1 protein-coding gene is annotated in these 4131 nt (G+C 56.8%); it reads left to right on the forward strand.

Translation table 11 applies throughout. The features are described from left to right. On the forward strand, positions 1–4131 hold a 4131-nt coding region (locus HCK86_RS23785), incomplete at both ends, for an autotransporter-associated beta strand repeat-containing protein (protein ID WP_176086979.1).

Genomic DNA, 4131 nt, shown 5'->3' on the forward strand with positions numbered 1-4131 from the left:
ACCATCAGCAGCCGGACGGTGGTTTCCGGAGAATCCGTTATCTATGTCGAGGATGGAGCGACGCTGACCTATGAAAATTCGTCGACCTCAAGCGAGGGCGGTGTATTTAACGTCTCCAGCGGGGATAGCCTGTATATCGGTAGTGCTGATGCCAGTCTGGATGACGACGGCGCCGATTCTTCCATCGTGTTTTCCGGTAATTCAGCTCAGGACGGCGGCGCGATCTATAATGCCGGCACGGTAACGATCACTGACAGCAGATTTACCGGCAATGCCGCCACTCATGGCGGCGCGATTTACAATGATGAAGGTGCGGTAACGATCACTGACAGCATCTTCACCTCCAATCAAGCTGATAGTGGCAGCGCGATTTACAATGATAGAGGTACGATAACGATCACTGACAGCAGCTTTGTCAATAATTTTTCGGCAAGTGGAGCTACAATTTACAATGATAACGGAAAAGTTACAGTCAGCAGAAGCGTATTTGCTGGCAATACTGACGGCGGCGACACTGGCGGCGCCATCTACAACGGATCCGGCACACTGACGATTACTGACAGCACCCTCTACAAAAACTATTCGGCAGCGGGTGGCGCGATTGAAAACGACGATGGCACACTGACAATCACTGGCAGCAGTTTTGAAACCAATACTGCAGGCAGTACCGGCGGGGCAATTTACGCGACCGGATCGGGCGACATCACCATTGAAGACAGTGACTTCACCTCGAATAAGGCGACCGATGATATCGGAGGGGCGATCTATTATGGCGGATCCGATACGCTGGCGATCACTGGAAGCACGTTTGAAACCAATACGGCAGGCAGCTCCGGCGGCGCGATTTACGCGGACGGATCAGGCGGCATCACCATCAAAGATAGTGACTTCACCTCAAATGAGGCGGATATCGGCGGGGCGATCTATTACGGAAGCTCCGGCACCCTGAAGATCACTCGTAGTACTTTTGAAACCAATACTGCAGGCAGTACTGGCGGGGCAATCTACGCAACCGGATCAGGCGGCATTACCATTGAAGACAGTGACTTTACCTCAAACAAGGCGACTGACGATATCGGCGGGGCAATCTATTACGGTAGCTCCGGCACCCTGAAGATCACTCGTAGTACGTTTGAAACCAATACGGCCGGCAGTTCCGGCGGGGCAATCTACGCAGCCGGATCAGGCGGCATCACCATTGAAAACAGTGACTTCACCTCAAACAAGGCGACTGATGATATCGGCGGGGCGATCTATTACGGCGGATCCGGCGCAATGACGATCACTGGCGGCAGTTTTGACCAGAACTCTGCCGGATCCGGTGGCGCGCTTTATTTGAGTGGTTACGGTGCAATTGAAATCACCAACGTTAAATTTACCTCCAATGAAGCTACCGATGATATCGGCGGCGCAATCCAGAATAGCAACTCTGGATTGCTGGCGGTTACTGGAAGCACTTTTGAGGGAAATAAGGCGGCGACTTACGGCGGTGCGATCTACAATACGGGCACGGTAAAGATCACCGACAGCAAGTTTTTCGCAAACACCGCCAAAGGCAGAGGCGGTGCGATTCATAACGCTTTTGGTGAAATCAGAATCACAAACAGCTCTTTTTCAAAGAACCAAACCGATGCCCAAGGAGGCGCTATTCACAACGCTAAGGGCACGGTTTCCATAACAGCCACGAGCTTTTCTGAAAACTCAGCGGATGATAACGGCGGAGCAATCGACAGCTATAACGGGACGTTGGAAATCAAAGATAGCAGCTTCTCCAAGAATTCATCAGGCTCTGCTGGCGGCGCAATCTACACGTCTGCAGGTACGACTAATCTGAATACGACCAGTGGCAATGTCACGCTGTTTTCCGGCAATACCGCCAATGGCGAAGCCAACTCAATAGGCTTTAATGCAGAATCGGGCAGGTCCGACACGCTCAACATCTCGGTCGAAGACGGCAGCCTGCTGGACATGCGCGACCCGATGAGCGTCGACAGCAATGAGGGGGCGATTGCGATCACCCAGACGGGATCCGGCGCCTGGGCTCTGGGCGGTGACAATGACTTCACCCAGTCCGGTTCTGGCTATACGACGTTCGACGTCAATGAAGGCACGCTCTACCTCTATGCCGATGGCGAGGTCAGCAATGCCACCAGTACCGATGCCGCTGCGACCGTCGCCGCTGGTGCGATCGAACTGGATGGCGAAGATTCCAGCTTCACGCTTGGCAGCAGTGCCACCATTGTTGCCGCTGGCGACAATGCAATCACCACGGATGGTACGATCACGCTTGCCGATGGCACCACACTCAGGGGCGGCACGGCAGATGATGCCAGCGATGTTGACAGCGATGCAGCGCTGATTGCCACTGGTGGCGAAACCGCGCTGACGCTTTCAGCCGATGGCGGCGTGGCGCTGGAAGGCAATCTCAATGCCGAAGCCGTTGCCAGCGAAGACACCTTCACCCTCAATGCCGATCTCGCCGATGACAGCGGTGTTTCCGCCAGCCTGACCAAGACCGGCAGTGGAACCGTAGTGCTGACCGGCACCAACAGTTATTCCGGCGGGACAACGGTTTCCGCGGGGATATTGTCCATCTCCAGCGATGACAATCTCGGCGATGTCAGTGGCACGGTGACACTTAACGGCGGCAGCCTGCAAATCACCGGAACCAGCATGCAGAGCAGCCAGCATGCGATCGTCCTTGGAACGTCCGGCGGCGGTATCGATATCGATGATGCCGCCAATAGCTTCACCCTTGCCAGCAGCCTGTCCGGCACAGGAAGTTTTGAGAAAAGCGGCGATGGCACGCTGATCCTGACAGCAGACAGCACCTATACCGGCGCGACAACGATCTCGGCCGGGACACTGGCGCTGTCGGGCTCCGGCAGTATCGCGACCTCCAGCAGTGTCGCTGTCGACGCCGATGGCGCGTTTGATATTTCGGCAACCGATAGCGGGGCGTCGATTACCACATTGTCCGGCTCCGGTGCGGTGACACTGGGCAGTCAGACGCTGACGCTCACCGATGCGGAAGACAGCTTCTCCGGCACGATCTCCGGGACGGGCGGCCTCACCATCAGCACCGGTAGCAGCTATACGCTTTCCGGCACCAGCAGCTATTCCGGCGGGACGGCGCTGTTGTCGGGTACGCTAGTCGTCACCGCCGATACCGCCATTGGCTCCGGCACGCTTGCCATGAGCGAGGGAACGGCCCTTACCCTTGATGGCGACGGGCTTAACGTCGCCAATGCCATCACCCTTTCCGGCGACCCGACCTTTACCGTCGCCTCTGGTAATAGCGCGACCCTCAGCGGCGTGATCAGCGACGGAACCGAAGCTGGCGATCTCGTCAAGGAAGGCGGTGGCACGCTGATCCTGACGGCGGACAACAGCTATACCGGTCCGACCGAAATTGCCGCTGGCACGCTGGAAATCGATGGCTCGATTGCCGCCAGCATCTTGACGACAGTCGATGATGGCGCAACGCTTTCCGGCACGGGCACACTCGGCACGACGATCGTCGAAAGCGGCGGAACCCTGTCGCCCGGCAATGCCTCCAGTTCCGTTGCAACGCTTGCCGTTGATGGCGACCTCACCTTTGAGGCTGGTTCGGCCTATGCTGTCGATATTGGCGGCGATGGCAGCAGCGATCTGGTTTCGGCAACCGGCAGCGTCACCCTGAATGGCGGCACGGTATCCGTCACCTCGCTTGACGCGCAAACCAGCTATCAGAATGGTGAGACCTATACGCTGCTTTCCGCCGATGGCGGCGTATCCGGGGCGTTCGATGCAACCACCACGACGTCAGCCTTTCTCGCTGTCTCGACCGTCTATGATGCCAATAATGCCTATCTGACCATCGCTCTGGTCGATGACGATGTGTTTGAGACCGCGGCGCAGACGCCAAACCAGATGGCCACGGCATCGGGACTGGATTCGCTGGACCAGTCCGGTTCGTCACTGGCGCTTTATAATTCTGTTCTGTTCCTGGATGCAGCATCCGCGCGAACGGCCTTCAATGCGCTTTCCGGCGAGATTTATGCCAGCACCAAGAGCGCTCTGATCGATGAAAGCCATTATGCCCGCGATGCTATCGGCAACCGTCTGCGCTCCGCTGCAGACAGCCAGCCC

The organism is Martelella sp. HB161492 (assembly GCF_013184775.1).
GTDB lineage: Bacteria > Pseudomonadota > Alphaproteobacteria > Rhizobiales > Rhizobiaceae > Martelella.